This window comes from Kitasatospora humi, assembly GCF_020907985.1.
In the GTDB taxonomy this organism is placed as follows: domain Bacteria; phylum Actinomycetota; class Actinomycetes; order Streptomycetales; family Streptomycetaceae; genus Kitasatospora; species Kitasatospora humi.
Genome location: NZ_JAJJPA010000020.1, coordinates 87,708 through 101,986 on the forward strand (window position 1 = coordinate 87,708; position 14,279 = coordinate 101,986).

Below are 14,279 nucleotides of genomic sequence, written 5' to 3' on the forward strand. Positions count from 1 at the left end.
GGCCGACATGCCCGCCGTGACCGTAGAGAACCCGCTCGTCCTGCCGCGCGTAGCGGCCCCCGCCGAAGGCTCCCGACCCCGCCCGGTGCTCGCGGTATCCACCGCGATCGAGGGCTTCGAGGGCGAGGGCTTCCCCGTCCGGCGCGCGTTCGCCAAGATCAACCAGAAGTACCTGGACCCGTTCATCATGATGGACCAGATGGGTGAGGTGGACTACGCCGCCGGCGAGCCCAAGGGGACCCCCTGGCACCCGCACCGCGGCTTCGAGACCGTCACCTACATCATCGACGGCACCTTCGTGCACCAGGACTCGCACGGCGGCGGTGGCGTGATCACCGACGGCGACACCCAGTGGATGACGGCCGGCTCCGGCCTGCTGCACATCGAGACCCCGCCGGAGTCGCTGGTGGTCTCCGGCGGCCTCTTCCACGGACTGCAGCTCTGGGTGAACCTGCCGGCCTCCGACAAGATGATCGCGCCCAGGTACCAGGACATCCGCGGCGGCAGCGTCAAGCTGCTGGCCTCCCCGGACGGCGGCGCGCTGGTCCGCCTGATCGCCGGCGACATCGGCGGTCACCAGGGACCGGGCGCCACCCACACCCCGATCACCATGATCCACGTATCGGTGAACCCCGGCGCGCAGATCACCCTCCCCTGGCGGGCCGACTTCAACGCGCTCGCCTACGGCCTGGCCGGCAGCGGCTCGGCCGGCGAGGAGCACCGCCCGTTCCACATGGGCCAGGCCGTGGTGTTCGGCGAGGGCGACTCGCTCACCATCCGCGCCGACGACAAGCAGCCCGACTCCCGCAGCGAGCACTTCGAGGTGGTCCTGCTCGGCGGCCTGCCGATCCGCGAACCCGTCGCGTGGTACGGCCCGTTCGTGATGAACAGCCACACCGAGCTCCAGCAGGCCATGGACGACTTCCAGGCCGGCCGCCTCGGCACCATCCCCGCCGACACCAACCTGGGCAGCTGACCGCCTTCAGCTGACCGCCCATCACATCCGCTGGGCCGACCTCGCACCGGGGTCGGCCCGTTCGGCGTTCGCCGGGCCGCTGCTCCGTGGGTGGTGGCGCGGTCCTGCGACGGCCCGAACAGGACCGATCCCCTGAATGCGCCAGAGGGCAGCGGGTCGCCCCCGGCAGCAACCGTCCGATGGGACACCATCGCAGTGGCTCCGGCCGCGGCGACGGTGGACTGCCGCGGCGGGGTACGTGGTGGTCACCTCCAGGGGCCGGGGGCACGGCAGTTCGAGGGGAAGGCGGAGCACCATGCACGCACTGCTGCACGCGCTGTCCATCACCGGGTCCATGACCTGGGAGATCACCTGGGCGCTGATCCTGGGCTTCCTGCTGTCCGCCGTGGTCCAGGCGGTGGTGCGCAGGTCCACCGTCGTCCGGCTGCTGGGCGACGACCGCCCGCGCACCCTGGCGATCGCCTCCGCCCTCGGGGCGGCCTCCTCGTCCTGCTCCTACGCGGCCGTCGCGCTCGCCCGCTCACTGTTCCGCAAGGGCGCCGACTTCACCGCCGCGATGGCCTTCGAGATCGGCTCCACCAACCTGGTGATCGAACTGGGCGTCATCCTGGCCCTGTTGATGGGATGGCAGTTCACGGCCGCGGAGTTCGTCGGCGGGCCGATCATGATCATCGTGTTGGCCGTGCTGTTCCGGCTCTTCCTGCGCGACGAGTTGCTGCGCCGGGCGCGCGAGCAGGCCGACCGCGGCGTGGCCGGCTCGATGGAGGGCCACGCGGCGATGGACATGTCCGTCCGGGGTGAGGGGGCCTTCGCCCGGCGGCTGTTCTCCCGCGAGGGCTTCACCTCCACCTCCCATGTGTTCGTCATGGAGTGGGCCGCCATCCTCAGGGACCTGGTGATCGGCCTGCTGGTGGCCGGCGCGATCGCCGCCTGGGTGCCGGACTCCTTCTGGCAGGCGTTCTTCTTCGCCCACCACCCGCTGGCGGCCAAGCTCTGGGGCCCGCTGATCGGCCCGGTGGTGGCGCTGCTCTCGTTCGTCTGCTCGATCGGCAACGTGCCGCTGGCGGTGGTGCTCTGGAAGGGCGGCATCAGCTTCGGCGGCGTGGTCGCGTTCATCTTCGCCGACCTGCTGATCCTCCCGATCCTGAACATCTACCGGAAGTACTACGGCCGGCGGATGGCCTGCTTCCTGCTCGGCACGTTCTACGCGGCCATGGTCGTCGCCGGCTACCTGGTGGAGCTCCTGTTCGGCGGTCTCGGCCTGATCCCCGACCAGCACGACGCCACCATCCCGATGCAGGGCGTCTCCTGGAACTACACCAGCTGGCTCAACATCGCCTTCCTGCTCCCGGCGGCCGCGCTGGTGATCCGCTTCTTCCGCACCGGGGGGATGGCGATGATGCGCATGATGGGCGGCGGCCCCGATGACCACGAGGGGCACGAGGGGCACGAGGGGCACGAGGGGCACGAGGGCCATGCGGCCCAGGAAGGCCACGGGAACCACGGCCCCCAGCACCACCAGTGACCCGCGCCCGAAGCGGGAGGCGCCTGCCGACGGGCGACCGGGGAGAAGGGTCACCCGTCGGCAGGCGGTCGTCGGTCCGGTCCACTGTTGGCGGGTTGAACCGTCCGACGGGTCTGGCCGGGCATGGCAGACTTTGGGCAGGGAATCAGCTTCTACAACAACGTAGAAATTCTACTTGCACGTAGAAGATAGCGCAGAAGGCGAGAATGTCCATGGGCGTACCCGAACCCGCCCCACCCGAGGGCCGGGCCAAGGGCGAGCTGGAGGCCGCGATCCTCGCGGCCCTGCACCAGGCCGCCCCCACCGCACTGACCCCCGGCGAGGTGCAGCGGCGCCTGGCCGGACCGCTCGCCTACACCACCGTCGTCACCACCCTCTCCCGCCTGCAGGGCAAGGGCCTGCTCAGCCGTGAGAAGCGCGGCCGGGCCTACGCCTACACTCCGGTGGCCGACGAATCCGGCCTCGCCGCCCGCCAGATGCGCAAGGTGCTGGACGGCCGCAGCGACCGCGCGGCGGTGCTCACCCACTTCGTCGACGAGCTGTCCGACGACGACGAGGAACTGCTGCGCCGGCTGCTGGACCTCGGCAGCTGAGGGGGAGCACCGCCGCATGCACGTCGCCGTCTACCTGCCACTGCTCTTCCCGCTGCCGGCCGCCCTGCTCGCCCGCCCCGTCGGCGAGCGCCTGCCGCCCCGCCCGGCCACCTGGCTGCTGACCGTCGGCGCCCTGGTGCTCGCCGCCGCCGGCACCGCCGCACTGGGCATGCTCGCCGTCACCGGCCTGATCCGGATACCGCTGCTGGCCCGGCTGTCGCACCACCACTGGTCGGTGCTCGCCGCCCAGCACCACGACCCCGCCTCGCTCTCCACCGCCCTGCTCGCCGGCACGCTGGCGGCCGCCGTGACCCTGCTCGCCGGCCGGATGCTCTGGCTGCGCGCCCGCACCCTGGCCGAGGCCGCGAGCGAGGCCGCCTGCCTGCCCGGCAACGACCAGTTGGTCGTCCTCGACGACCCGGCCGCCGAGGCGTACGCGATCCCCGGGCGCCCCGGCCGGATCGTGATCTCCACCGGAATGCTGGACGCCCTCGACCCGATCGAGCACCAGGTCCTGCTGGCCCACGAGCGGGCCCACCTGTCGCAGCGCCACCACCTCTTCGTCGCCTGCGCCCAACTGGCGGCCGCCGCCAATCCGTTGCTGCGCCCGCTGGCCCACGCCGTCGGCTACACCGTCGAGCGCTGGGCCGACGAGACCGCGGGCGCGGCGGTCGGCGACCGCGCCCGGGTCGCCCGCGCCATCGGCAAGGCGGCCATCGCCAGCCGCCGCACCGCCGACCAGCCCGGCCGCCGCCTCCCCGCCGCCGTTCTGGGCTTCCTCGGCCGCCTGCGCCCGGCCCCGCTCCCCGGTCCCGTCCCCCGCCGCGTCACCGCCCTGCTCGCCCCGGTGCCGCGCCGGCCCGCATGGCCGGCGCTGGTCCTGGGGGCGCTGGCGCTGGCCGCGGCAGCCTGCGCCCTGGAGGCCGGGCTCGACCTGGACGCGCTGCTGGACCTCGTCAAACGGGCGGCCACGGGCCACGGCGCGCACTGACGCACCGCCGACCCGCGGCCGCCCGGCCGCTACGCCCCCTGCAGCCGCGCCCCGCCGTCCACGATCAGGCTGATCCCCGTCGTGAAGGTGTTCTCCACCAGGAAGGCGATCGCGTGCGCCGCCTCCGCCGGCGTGCCGATCCGCTTCAACGGCAGTGCGGCGGCCGAGTCCTCGAAGACGGCGGCGCGGGCGTCACCCGGCAGCCAGTCCCACCAGTCGGTGTCGATGACGCCGGGGGAGAGGGCGTTCACCCGGCGCGGGGCGAGTTCGGCGGCCAGCGCACGGGCGGCGGCCTCGATTCCCGCGTTGACGGCGGCGACGGCGGCCGTGCCGGGCATGCCGACGTGCGCGGTGACGGCGCCGACCAGGGTGATCGAGCCGTCGGCGCGCAGGGCCGGCAGGGCGGCCTGCACGGCGAGCAGGTGGGCGGCCAGCTTGCCGTCGGTCAGGACGGCCAGCTGGTCGCGCCGCAGCTCGGCGATCGGTCCGATGCCGCCGTGCGGGGTGACGGTGACCACCAGATGGTCGAACTCGCCTACGGCAGCGAAGAATTCGGCGAGCTCGGCGGCCGACGAGGCGTCCACCCGGCGACCTTCGGCGGCGCCGCCGAGCGCCTCCAGCGCCGCGGCCAGGCGCCGCTCGTCGCGCCCTGCGATCACCACCCGGTGACCGACCTTCATGAAGTGCTCGGCGGCGGCCAGGCCGATGCCCGCGGTGCCGCCGATGATGACGATGCGTTCCGACACGGTTGTCACTCCCCCAGACGTTCCACTGCTCTTTCGAGCCACTGTGCCTCGTTTATATTCCGAGGCACGCTGTCTTGTAAAGTGGTGACATGACGGAAGGATCGCGCGGCCGACCGCGCAGCGATGAGGCCCGGCAGGCGATCCTGACGGCGGCCCTGGGCCTGGCGGAGCGGGACGGCTACACCGCTGTGACCATGAAGGGCATCGCCGAAGCGGCCGGCGTGGGCCGGGCCACCGTCTACCGCTGGTGGCCGACCCGGGCGGCGGTGCTGATGGAGGCGCTGAGCGAGCTCAGCGTGCGGCTGGCCACCCCCGCGCCGACCGACGGCCCCGAGGCCGACCTGCTGGCCTTCCTCACCGCGACCTTCGCCATGAACGAGCGCGGACCGAGCCGCACCGTGCTGCTGGGCCTCACCGCAGACGCCCAGCACGACGCCGCCATCGGTGCCGCCGTCGCCGAGTTGACGGCCCGCCGGCGCGCACTGCTGCGCGGCCTGCTGGAGCGGCTCGACGGTGAGTGGAACGTACCCCTGGAGCTGGTGGTCGACATGGTCTTCGGCGTCATGTGGTACCGCATGATCGACGGCCACGGCCGGGTGGACGCCACCACGGCCGCCGAACTCTGCCGCGCAGTGGCGAAACTGAGCGGGCGCCGGGCGGACGCGGCCTCAACCTGACGTCACGCGAAGACCTTGGTGACGAAGTCCGCGAGGTTGGCGCGCATCCGTTCGAGCTGCTCCTCGACCGTCAGCGACTCATGGAACCGGCCACCGACGCCCTCCGGGACCTTGCGCCCGCGGATGTAGAGCGAGCAGGCGAGGTCGGTGCACATGTAGGCGCCGACCGAGTTGCCCTCGCGCCCGGCCGCCCCGGCCTTGCGGGCGGTGAGCAGCGACACGCCGTTGCCGCTGTGCACCGTGAGGCAGAGGCTGCAGATGTTGCTGCGGAGGAAGCCGCGCTGCTGGGCCGAGTAGCGCAACGCCAGGCCGATGAGCTGCCCGTCCTCGCGCTCCAGCACCAGGTAGCTGCGCTCGGGCGCGCCCGGATCCCGCCAGCCGAGGAAGTCCAGGTCGTCCCAGGGGAGTTCGGCGAGGTTGCGGGGCGGGTTGAGCCGCTTGGCCTCGCCCTTGGAGCAGTTGACGAAGGCGGCGCGCAGCTGGGATTCGGTGACTGGCTTCATGGTTGCGACTCTAGATTGCCTAGGAGTACTAGGCAAAGCAATAAAAACTCTAGGTAGGTACGCTGACTTCCATGACCGACGCACCCGTATCAGTCGTCACCGGCGCCAACCGCGGTATCGGCTTGGAGACTTGCCGTCAGCTCGCCGCCCTCGGCCACCAGGTGGTGCTGACCGCCCGCGACCCGGCCAAGGCGCAGGCGGCGGCCCGCCGGATCGGCCCCACGGTCCATGCCGTCCGGCTGGACGTGACCGGCGCGGCCGACGCCGACGCGCTCGCCGCCGAACTGCGCGACCGCTACGGCCGGGTCGACGTCCTGGTGAACAACGCCGCGATCCACTACGACACCTGGCAGCGGGTCAGCACCGCCGACCTGACGGTGGTGCGCGAGGCCACCGAGACCAACCTCTTCGGACCGTGGCGGCTGGTCGAGGCGCTGCTCCCGCTGCTGCGCGAGTCGCGACACGCCCGGATCGTCAACGTCTCCAGTGGCGCGGGCGCCATCGCCGACCTCGGCCCGGGCACCCCGGCGTACTCGATCACCAAGCTGGCGCTCAACGGGCTCACCAAGATGCTGGCCCGCGACCTCGCCCAGGACCGGATCCTGGTCAACGCCGTCTGCCCCGGCTGGGTGGCCACCGACATGGGCGGTGGCGGCGGCCGTCCGGTGGCGGACGGCGCGGCGGGCGTGGTGTGGGCCGCCACCCTGCCGGACGGCGGGCCGACCGGTGGGTTCTTCCGCGACAAGCGCGCCATCCCCTGGTAGTCGGCACACCGCGGACCGGGCCTGGTGATCAGCACACGGCGTAGAGCAGCAGCCCGGGCTCGTCGGCGGCGGCGCCGCCCTCGGCGAGCCGCCGCAGCAACCCACCGCCGTCCGTCTGCGCCGTCAGCGCCGCCAGGGCTCGCAGGTCGGCCAGCCGGACGAAACCGGTGCGCGCGGCCCCGGCCGCCCGGGGGTTCGCCCCGACCCTCCCCCAGCCTTCGGCCGGCGAGCGCCCCACGGCACCGCCGTCCCGCAGCGACAGCGGCCCGTCCGCCGTGTCGAGCACCAACTGCGGGCCGCCCAGCAGCAGGTACTCCAGGGAGGCACCGTGCAGCCGGGCGGCCAGCACCGCGGCGGCGGGGGCCGCCGGGTCGGCCAGGTCGCACCGGCCGCCGTGCAGCGCCGCGGTCTCCGCGACGGCGTCGGCCAGACACTCGGCGATCGCACGGTCGGAGCGGTCGGTCAGCCGGGCCAGCAGGTGCACACCAAGCCGGCGGACGAACCAGGGCGTGCCGTGCCGGCAACCCGGCTCGCCCGCTCCGCCACCGGCCTCCGGGACCACGCCGTCCAGCAGCACCAGCGCCTCGGGAGTGGCCGCGGCGAACACCAGAGCGGGAAGGGCCGCGCCCGCGGCCAGTTGCACCTGCATGACGCCAGTGTGCGGCGGCGGGGCCGCACTTGGGCAGGGAGTCGACGCGATTCCCCCGGACGGATGTCGATGCCGCGCACGGCGGGTTGGTTGGCGTACCGCCCGACTTTCACCTAGCGTCCTGTACCGGACATCCCTTCACAAACCGTGCGGTACCGACAGACGGGCGCTGATCATGTGGTGGCAGGCTCTGGTGCTCACAGTGTGCGCCGCCGTGTTCCCGGCGCTGGCGCTGCTGTACTTCATCGGCGGCCCCAACTACCGCGACGAGCGCGCCAAGGCGAAGGCCGGGGAAAACTGACGACACGTCGGCCGTCCGCCGTGGCACAGTGACTCCCGTACGACCACGGCCACACCGTCCAGGAGGTTCACATGACCAGCACCGAGCCGAGCGTGCCGGAGCACCAGGAGGGCTCCCCGGCGCCCGAGGCCGCCCCGGGCGGCGTGGCCGACGTGAACGGCGCGGCCGACACCACCGACGTGAAGGCCAAGTTCCTGGCCGCCCTGCAGCAGAAGAAGGGCGGCCGGGGCGACGGCACCGGTGGCGGCCCGGGCGGAAACGCCAAGATCCACGCCACTCACGGCGCCGCCGGAGGCAAGCGCACCTTCCGCCGCAAGAGCGGCGGCTGACCGCCCGTCATGCCACCCTGCTGCCCGCGGCGCTCCTCACGCCGCGGGCAGCAGGCTTTCGTCCGCCGCCTCCGAGCGGAGCAGCAGCAGCACCGAGCGCCGGGCCCGCTGGTACGGGCGGTCGTCGCCGTGCAGCAGCGAGAGGCTGTTGGCCAGCTCCAGGTAGCTGATCAACTCGAAGGCCAGCTGCTCCAGATCGGCGTCCGGTCGCAACTGGCCGACCTCCTGGGCCGCCGCCAGGTACTCCAGCACCAGCGCGTACCAGCTGCGGCCGGCCTCGGCCAACGCGTCGCGCACCCGCCCGGGCTGGGCGTCGAACTCCGCGCCCACCCCGAAGAAGAAGCAGCCGCCCGGGAAGACCCGGCTGCGCGAGTACTCCAGCCAGTGCTCAGCCAGCGCCCAGAGCTTGCCGATCCCGGACGGCAGCTCCTGCACCGGCTCCAACACCGCGCTCCAGTAGATCCGCTGGGCCGCCCGCACGGTCGCCAGCTGCAGCTCCTCCTTGGAGCCGAACAGCGCGAACACCCCGCTCTTGCTGAGCTCCAGTTCGGTGGCCAGCCGCCCGAGCGACAGCCCGCCGAGCCCCTCCACCGAGGCGATCGCGACCGCACGGCCCAGCACCAGCCGCCTGGTCTCGTTGCCCTTCTGCACCCGCCCGTCCGTCGTGGCATCCGTCACTGCCCACCACCGTCTCCCTGTGACCGCCCTGCCCAACCGATCGCCGTGCGCGACCGACCGCCATGCGCGACCGACCGCACTGCACACCGACCGCACTGCACACCGACCGCACTGCACAACCGACCACACTGCCGGTGCAATCCCGCCCACGGCTACTGAGCGCACTGCTTTCCCGCCAGCGTAAAGGCTGATACGGATGGTCCGGCACCACGACGACCCACCGGTAACCCACACCCCAGGGAGCCACCGCATGACCGGACCCGACCCGATCGACCTGCTGGCCGTGGGCGAACTGCTCACCGAGGAGGAGCGGCTGATCCAGGCCACGGTGCGCCGGTTCGCCGACGACCGGATCCGCCCGCACATCGCCGAGTGGTTCGAGCAGGGGGTGTTCCCCGCCCGGGAGCTGGCGCCCGAGCTGGGCCGGCTCGGACTGCTCGGCATGCACCTGGAGGGCTACGGCTGCGCGGGGGCCGGCGCGGTCGCCTACGGTGCGGCCTGCCTGGAGCTGGAGGCCGCCGACTCGGGACTGCGCAGCTTCGTCTCGGTGCAGGGCTCGCTGGCGATGCGGGCGATCCACGCGTTCGGCTCCGAGGAGCAGAAGCAGCGGTGGCTGCCGGAGATGGCGGCGGGCCGGGCGATCGGCTGCTTCGGCCTGACCGAGCCGGACTTCGGCTCCGACCCGGCCGGGATGCGCACCACCGCCCGCCGCAAGGGCGACGACTGGGTGCTGTCCGGCAGCAAGATGTGGATCACCAATGGCAGCGTCTCGGACGTCGCGGTGGTCTGGGCGCAGACCGAGCAGGGGGTGCGCGGCTTCCTGGTGCCGCGCGGCACCAAGGGTTTCACCGCCACCGACGTGCACGGCAAGCTCTCGCTGCGCGCCTCGGTCACCAGTGAGCTGCACTTCGACGAGGTGCAGCTGCCGGGCGACGCGGTGCTGCCCGGGGTCGGCGGGCTGCGCGGCCCGCTCTCCTGCCTCAACGAGGCGCGCTACGGGATCCTCTGGGGCACCGTCGGCGCGGCCCGGGACTGCTACCAGGCGGCGCTGGAGTACGCCAAGAGCCGGGTGCAGTTCGGCCGCCCGATCGCCGGCTTCCAGCTCACCCAGGAGAAGCTGGTCGAGATGGCGCTGGAGCTGGAGAAGGCCCACCTGGTGGCCTGGCGGGTCGGCCGGCTCAAGGAGGCCGGCCATTCGAAGGCCGCGCACATCAGCTTCGGCAAGCTCAACAACGTGCGCACCGCCCTGGAGATCGCCCGCAGTGCCCGCACCGTGCTGGGCGCCAACGGCATCACCACCGCCTACCCGGTGCTGCGGCACGCCAACAACCTGGAGTCGGTGCTGACCTACGAGGGCACCAGCGAGATCCACACCCTGGTGCTCGGCGAGGCCATCACCGGCACCGCCGCCTACCGCTGACGTCCGGCCGGGGGCGCGACCACCCGCTGTCCGGCCGGGTCGACCGCTACCTGCTGTTCAGATAGGTGGAGCGGTCGTGCTCGTCCGCCAGGAAGGGCACGGACTGGAACCAGAGCACACCGCACGCCCGGCAGCAGGGCTCCCCGGTGCGGCCCCACTCGGTGGACTCCAGCATGGCCGCGTCCTCGGCCAGGTCCCGACCGCACAGGGCCACGTGCCTGTCGTTCTGGACCAGGTGCCACTGCTTCACCGGGCCGGATCGGCCCTGATCGCCGTACTCGGCGCGCATCCGATGCAACATAGGTACACATTGCTCCCGTTTTGCTCCGGACGCCAGGCAGGGCCGCCGACCGACCTCAGGAGGCCACCCGCAGCAGCGGGTCGGCGGGACGCTTGAGGATCTTGTCGAAGCTGACGATGGCGCCGCGCTGGGGGTGGGTGTGCAGGCGGACGTGGTCGGTGAGGGCGCGGATCAGGAAGAGGCCGCGGCCGCCTTCGGCGGTGAGGTCGGGGAGCTGGTCGAGGTCGGGCAGGCGCAGCGCGGTGGGGAGCGGGCGGCGGGCGGGGAGCACATGGGTGTCGTAGGCGGTGGAGCGGGCGCGGCGGGCCGGGGTCGCGGCGAGGGCCGGCAGCGAGGCCCGGCCGCGGCGGCGGCGCGCGGTGCCGTGCCGGGCGGGTGCGCGCCGCACCGGTGGGCGGTGCGGCGTCCGCGGGAGGCCGGGGCCGGAGTCGACCACCTCGATCCGCAGCAGTTCGCCGTCCAGCGCCGCGGTGACCTGGAAGCCGTCCTCGCCGCCCGCGTGCTCCACCGCGTTGGCGCAGGCCTCGGTGAGGGCGAGGGCGAGGTCCTGGGAGATCCCGGGGTCGACCCCGGCGTTGTCCAGGGTGCTGAGCAGGATCCGTCGGGCCAGCGGGATGCTGGCCGGTTCGCGCCGCAGGTGCAGAGTCCACCAGACGTCCACGACCGGTCCCTTCTGGCTGGGGCTCCACATGCCTGTAGGTATTGCCTGGTGCCAGGGTGGTGAACCGTGGGTCGGCGGGGTGTCCGCCCGTTCGGCCGACGGGCCGCGGCGGCACCGGGTGGTCGGCGGCGCGCGGTCGCGCGGCGCACGCGGGGCCGTTGGGGGGATCCCCGGGCGCGGGCTCCCGACGCCACCGGCGTACCCCCCGGGCGCGGGCTCCCGGCGCCATCGGCGTACCCGGACCGGAGGCCCGGCGTCAGCCGATGAGATGATGGCCCGGCCATGAGCAGCCACCGCCCCGCCCCGCGTCCGGGCACCGAAGAGCCGGTCCGCCGGCCGTTCGGCCTGCCCGCGTCCGCCGGTGGCGCCGGCTGGGACCTGCGACTGCTCCGCGCCGTGCCGTTCGCCCTGGTCTGCACGCTGCTCGCGGCGCTGGGGCACCAGCTGGCCCAGGGCTGCCCGGTGGCCACCGGCACCCTGGCGGTCGGCTTCGTCGCCGTGCTGGTGCCGGCTGCCGCGCTCGGCGGCCGGGAGCGCTCGCTGCCCGGGATCGCCGCCGCGCTGGGCCTCGGCCAGCTCGGCCTGCACCTGCTCTTCCACACCGTCGGCCAGGCCGCCATGACGCAGCCGACGCTGGATCAGGTGGCGGCCAGGCTGGTCTGCAACGACATGCCCGGCATGGCCCACATGCTGCCGCCCGGCGCCGGCGCCGCCGCCCTGGTGGGCGCGGCCGGCCTCGACCCGCACGCCTACCAGGCGCCGGTGGCCGACGGCCCGTGGTGGCTGTTCGGCCTGACCCCCGCGATGCTGGCCGGCCACCTGCTGGCCGCCGCGCTGGTCGGCTGGTGGCTGCGGTGCGGCGAGGCCGGACTGTGGCGGGTGATCAGGTCGGCCGGCCGGGCGGTCCACGAGCTGCGGGAGTGGACGGCACCGCTGTACCGGGCGCTGGCGCTGCTCGCCGTGCTGCTGCGCGGCCTGCTGGCCGGGGCCCGCCGGCCGCGCCCGGTGCGCGCCCGGCGGGAGCACAGCCGACTGCCCGCGGCGGTCCTGCTGCGGCACAGCGTGATCCGGCGCGGCCCGCCGGCGGCGGCCTGGGCGCGCTGAGCGGTCTCCTCCCGTGGGAGTGCCGGCGCGCCGAGCGACCGTCCTTCCCACGTTCCGGGGCCCCTTGTGCCCCGTCCCAGATGGAGACGCCACAGATGCGTTCGCTTCCCGCCCGCCGTTCCGCCGCCGCGCTGCTGCTCGCGACGGGCACCGTGCTGGCCACCGCCGTTCCCGCCTTCGCGCACGTCACCGTGCAGCCGGGCACCGCCACCCAGGGCGGCTACACCGCCGTCGCCTTCCGGGTGCCGGACGAGAGCGACACCGCCAGCACGGTCAAGCTGGAGGTCACCCTGCCGAGCGACCACCCGATCGCCTCGGTCTCCACCCAGCCGCTGCCCGGCTGGACCGTGCAGGTGGACAAGGCCCAGCTGGCCACCCCGATCAAGACCGACGACGGCAGCATCACCAACGCGGTCTCCAAGATCACCTGGACCGCCGACAGCACCGGCAAGATCGGCCCCGGCCAGTTCCAGGAGTTCAAGGTCTCGCTCGGCCCGCTGCCCACCGACACCGACCAGCTGGTCTTCAAGGCGCTGCAGACCAAGGACGACGGCACCGTGGTCCGCTGGATCGACGAGGCCAAGCAGGGCCAGCCGGAGCCGGCCCACCCGGCGCCGGTGCTCCACCTCACCCCCGGGGCCGCCGCGAGCGCGGCCGCCTCGCCGGCCGCCGACAGCACCAGGGTGACCGCCTCCCAGGAAGCCAAGGGCGCCGCACCGGACGACACCGCCCGCACCCTGGGCGTGGTCGGCATCGCCGTCGGCGTGATCGGCGCCGCCCTCGGCCTGCTCGGCCTGCGCCGCAAGAGCGGCAGCGCCGCCTCCTGACCCCGCCCCGCCGGGGCCGCCGCCCGTGCGGCCCCGGCGGGCTCCCCCTCCCGTCGCGAGAATCGGACCCACCGCCATGAACCTGCCGACCACCCGCAGCCGCCTCGCCGGTGCCGCCGCCCTGGCCCTCACCGCCGCGCTCTCGCTCTCCGCGTGCGGCTCCGGTTCCGGCGCCCACGCCGCCGGGCCGGCCGCCGTCTCCAAGGAGGCGAGCAACTCGCCGTACCAGGGCACGGTGTTGACCAAGCACTTCGACAAGCCGGACCTGACGCTGACCGACACCAGCGGCCAGCCGTTCGACCTGCGCCGGCGCACCGCCGGCCGCACCACGCTGCTCTTCTTCGGCTACACCAGCTGCCCGGACGTCTGCCCGACCACCATGGGCGACATCGGCGTGGCGATGCAGAAGCTGCCCGCCGACCAGCGGGCGAAGATCGACGTCGTCTTCGTCTCCACCGACCCGCAGCGCGACACCCCGAAGGTGCTGCGCACCTGGCTGGACTCGTTCGACAAGGACTTCATCGGCATGACCGGCGACCTCGACAAGGTGAAGGAGGCCGCCAAGTCGCTGGGCATCCTGGTCGAGGACCCGGTGGTCAACAAGGACGGCAGCGTCACCTCCTCGCACGGCGCCCAGGTGCTGGCCTTCCTGCCGTCCGACGACAAGGCGCACGTGCTCTACCTGAGCAACACCGACACCGCGACCTTCGCCCACGACCTGCCGCTGCTGGCCAAGGGGGTGGCCGCCTGATGGCCGCCGGGTTCACCCGGGTGGCGCTGACCGGCGCCGTGCTGGCCGCCGTGCTCACCGCCGGCGCGATCGCCGTGGCCAACGACGGCGGCTCGACCCCGGCCGGCGTGAAGCTCAGCGTCGCCGACCCCTACATACCGCTGCCAGCCGGCGGCGACGGCATGGCGGCCGGGTACCTGACGGTCCGCAACACCGGCTCCGACGCCGACACCCTGATCCGGGTGACCAGCCCCGGCGCCGGCTCGGTGACCATGCACAGGTCCACCGACACCACCATGCAGGAGGTGGACAGCCTGCCGGTGCCGGCCGGCGGCACCCTGCAACTGGCCCGCGGCGGCACCCATCTGATGATCATGGGCTGGCAGAAGCCGCCGACCGTCGGCGACCGGCTGGAAATCGATCTCACCTTCGCGAAGGGCGGCACCATCGCCGTCCAGGTACCGGTCAAACCGCTCACCTACCGTCCCGGGAGCTGACCCACCC

Annotated in this window: 18 protein-coding genes; 12 read left to right on the forward strand and 6 right to left on the reverse strand. The window is 73.4% G+C overall.

Features of this window, described 5'->3' with window-relative positions; translation table 11 throughout:
• Positions 1–7: 7 nt before the first annotated feature.
• The 4 genes from LN042_RS20030 to LN042_RS20045 all read left to right on the forward strand — a co-directional run bounded on the left by LN042_RS20030 (position 8) and on the right by LN042_RS20045 (position 4,085).
• Positions 8–976: a pirin family protein gene (locus LN042_RS20030; RefSeq protein WP_230052646.1), complete on the forward strand. Its 969-nt coding sequence runs from the start codon at positions 8–10 to the stop codon at positions 974–976.
• 295 nt (positions 977–1,271) lie between these two features.
• Positions 1,272–2,501: a permease gene (locus LN042_RS20035; RefSeq protein ID WP_230052647.1), complete on the forward strand. Its 1,230-nt coding sequence runs from the start codon at positions 1,272–1,274 to the stop codon at positions 2,499–2,501.
• A 212-nt stretch (positions 2,502–2,713) separates the two neighbouring features.
• A complete protein-coding gene (locus tag LN042_RS20040; protein ID WP_230052648.1) occupies positions 2,714–3,094 on the forward strand; it encodes a BlaI/MecI/CopY family transcriptional regulator in 381 nt (126 codons plus the stop codon).
• A gap of 16 nt (positions 3,095–3,110) precedes the next feature.
• The gene (locus tag LN042_RS20045; RefSeq protein ID WP_230052649.1) at positions 3,111–4,085 is read left to right on the forward strand and encodes a M56 family metallopeptidase; all 975 of its coding nucleotides are present in this window, start codon (positions 3,111–3,113) and stop codon (positions 4,083–4,085) included.
• Positions 4,086–4,114: 29 nt separating this feature from the next.
• Here LN042_RS20045 and LN042_RS20050 read toward each other — a convergent pair whose 3' ends face one another.
• On the reverse strand, positions 4,115–4,831 hold the full coding sequence (locus LN042_RS20050) for an SDR family oxidoreductase (RefSeq protein WP_230052650.1): 717 nt from the start codon (positions 4,829–4,831) through the stop codon (positions 4,115–4,117).
• Between the two features lie 89 nt (positions 4,832–4,920).
• Here LN042_RS20050 and LN042_RS20055 point away from each other — a divergent pair, with 89 nt between their 5' ends.
• On the forward strand, positions 4,921–5,508 hold the full coding sequence (locus tag LN042_RS20055; protein WP_230052651.1) for a TetR/AcrR family transcriptional regulator: 588 nt from the start codon (positions 4,921–4,923) through the stop codon (positions 5,506–5,508).
• A gap of 2 nt (positions 5,509–5,510) precedes the next feature.
• On the opposite strand, the gene LN042_RS20060 is transcribed toward LN042_RS20055, so the two are convergent.
• Entirely contained in the window at positions 5,511–6,011 is a 501-nt protein-coding gene (locus LN042_RS20060) for an FBP domain-containing protein (RefSeq protein WP_230052652.1), read from the reverse strand.
• Positions 6,012–6,082: 71 nt separating this feature from the next.
• Here LN042_RS20060 and LN042_RS20065 point away from each other — a divergent pair, with 71 nt between their 5' ends.
• On the forward strand, positions 6,083–6,775 hold the full coding sequence (locus LN042_RS20065; protein ID WP_230052653.1) for an SDR family oxidoreductase: 693 nt from the start codon (positions 6,083–6,085) through the stop codon (positions 6,773–6,775).
• A gap of 28 nt (positions 6,776–6,803) precedes the next feature.
• On the opposite strand, the gene LN042_RS20070 is transcribed toward LN042_RS20065, so the two are convergent.
• Positions 6,804–7,424, reverse strand: a complete 621-nt coding sequence (locus tag LN042_RS20070) for a hypothetical protein (RefSeq protein ID WP_230052654.1) — start codon at positions 7,422–7,424, stop codon at positions 6,804–6,806.
• Positions 7,425–7,796: 372 nt separating this feature from the next.
• Here LN042_RS20070 and LN042_RS20075 point away from each other — a divergent pair, with 372 nt between their 5' ends.
• Positions 7,797–8,054, forward strand: coding sequence for a DUF5302 domain-containing protein (locus LN042_RS20075; protein WP_230052655.1), 258 nt, complete (start codon positions 7,797–7,799; stop codon positions 8,052–8,054).
• A 36-nt stretch (positions 8,055–8,090) separates the two neighbouring features.
• Here LN042_RS20075 and LN042_RS20080 read toward each other — a convergent pair whose 3' ends face one another.
• Positions 8,091–8,732, reverse strand: coding sequence for a TetR/AcrR family transcriptional regulator (locus LN042_RS20080; RefSeq protein ID WP_230052656.1), 642 nt, complete (start codon positions 8,730–8,732; stop codon positions 8,091–8,093).
• 250 nt (positions 8,733–8,982) lie between these two features.
• On the opposite strand from LN042_RS20080, the gene LN042_RS20085 reads away from it, so the two are divergent.
• Complete coding sequence (locus LN042_RS20085) at positions 8,983–10,152, forward strand: acyl-CoA dehydrogenase family protein (RefSeq protein ID WP_230052657.1); 1,170 nt, start codon at positions 8,983–8,985, stop codon at positions 10,150–10,152.
• A gap of 46 nt (positions 10,153–10,198) precedes the next feature.
• Here the strand turns inward: LN042_RS20085 and LN042_RS20090 are convergent, their stop codons facing one another.
• Both LN042_RS20090 and LN042_RS20095 read right to left on the reverse strand, forming a co-directional pair.
• On the reverse strand, positions 10,199–10,441 hold the full coding sequence (locus LN042_RS20090; RefSeq protein WP_230052658.1) for a hypothetical protein: 243 nt from the start codon (positions 10,439–10,441) through the stop codon (positions 10,199–10,201).
• Positions 10,442–10,508: 67 nt separating this feature from the next.
• The gene (locus LN042_RS20095; protein ID WP_249801261.1) at positions 10,509–11,144 is read right to left on the reverse strand and encodes an ATP-binding protein; all 636 of its coding nucleotides are present in this window, start codon (positions 11,142–11,144) and stop codon (positions 10,509–10,511) included.
• 252 nt (positions 11,145–11,396) lie between these two features.
• On the opposite strand from LN042_RS20095, the gene LN042_RS20100 reads away from it, so the two are divergent.
• From LN042_RS20100 to LN042_RS20115, 4 genes are all read left to right on the forward strand, one after another.
• Positions 11,397–12,218 (forward strand): hypothetical protein, encoded by an 822-nt coding sequence (locus tag LN042_RS20100; protein ID WP_230052659.1) that lies wholly within the window; start codon positions 11,397–11,399, stop codon positions 12,216–12,218.
• 95 nt (positions 12,219–12,313) lie between these two features.
• Positions 12,314–13,045: a YcnI family copper-binding membrane protein gene (locus LN042_RS20105; RefSeq protein ID WP_230052660.1), complete on the forward strand. Its 732-nt coding sequence runs from the start codon at positions 12,314–12,316 to the stop codon at positions 13,043–13,045.
• Positions 13,046–13,121: 76 nt separating this feature from the next.
• Entirely contained in the window at positions 13,122–13,796 is a 675-nt protein-coding gene (locus tag LN042_RS20110; RefSeq protein WP_230052661.1) for an SCO family protein, read from the forward strand.
• The gene (locus tag LN042_RS20115) at positions 13,796–14,272 is read left to right on the forward strand and encodes a copper chaperone PCu(A)C (protein WP_230052662.1); all 477 of its coding nucleotides are present in this window, start codon (positions 13,796–13,798) and stop codon (positions 14,270–14,272) included. The genes LN042_RS20110 and LN042_RS20115 overlap by 1 nt, the downstream gene beginning before the upstream one ends.
• Positions 14,273–14,279 lie beyond the last annotated feature (7 nt).